General features: G+C 35.6%; 1 protein-coding gene. It reads left to right on the forward strand.

Going from position 1 to position 722, the window contains the following annotated elements; translation table 11 throughout:
- Positions 1 to 248 precede the first annotated feature (248 nt).
- Positions 249 to 722, forward strand: a 474-nt coding sequence (locus ABN217_RS19315) for a lytic polysaccharide monooxygenase (RefSeq protein ID WP_349459868.1), incomplete at its 3' end; no start/stop codon positions are given.

Here is a 722-nt window from a genome sequence, read left to right on the forward strand (position 1 = left end):
CTGATGATTCTATCAAGATTATCAATCAAAGCCACAACAAGATAAATATTTCCTCTATTGAATGAGCACAATTCATATACAAGTATTATTGAATAAAGATTTAATTAATATTGCATAGTTCTATTCAATATCTTTGTCACCCAAAATGATAAAAATATGATTACTGGCGTTATAGATCATTGCTATGACATCACATTTGTTAATCGCCAGTAAGTAATCTTCTTTTTATCTTTTCATTCGAGGTTATTATGAGATATCTAATTGCATCATCAATATACGCTAGTGTGTTAGGAGTACTATTCGCCGTCTCTTCATTTCAGGTTAACGCTCATGGCTATGTCAGAGTACCGCAAAGCCGCTCATATCAATGTAGTTATAATGATGATTTTAATAAAGGTCAAAAAACCCCCACCAATTTTAACTGTGGACTTGGTGCTGAATATGAACCACAAAGTATTGAAGTCCATAACGGTTTTCCTGAATTTGGTCCTCCCGATGGAAAAATAGCCAGTGGAGGGATAGAACGTTTTCTTCCCTTAGATGAACAAAGCCCCACACGTTGGAACAAAATTGATATGAAAACAGGTAATAATACTTTTACTTGGTTTCTGACTATGCAGCACTCAACCACTAATTGGCGCTTCTTTATTACTAAAAATGGTTGCCATCAATCTGCACCATTAACTCGCGCGACCTTTGATCTAACCCCATCTTGTCAACGG

This window comes from Proteus sp. fly-1067 (assembly GCF_040139345.1).
In the GTDB taxonomy this organism is placed as follows: Bacteria; Pseudomonadota; Gammaproteobacteria; order Enterobacterales; family Enterobacteriaceae; genus Proteus; species Proteus vulgaris_B.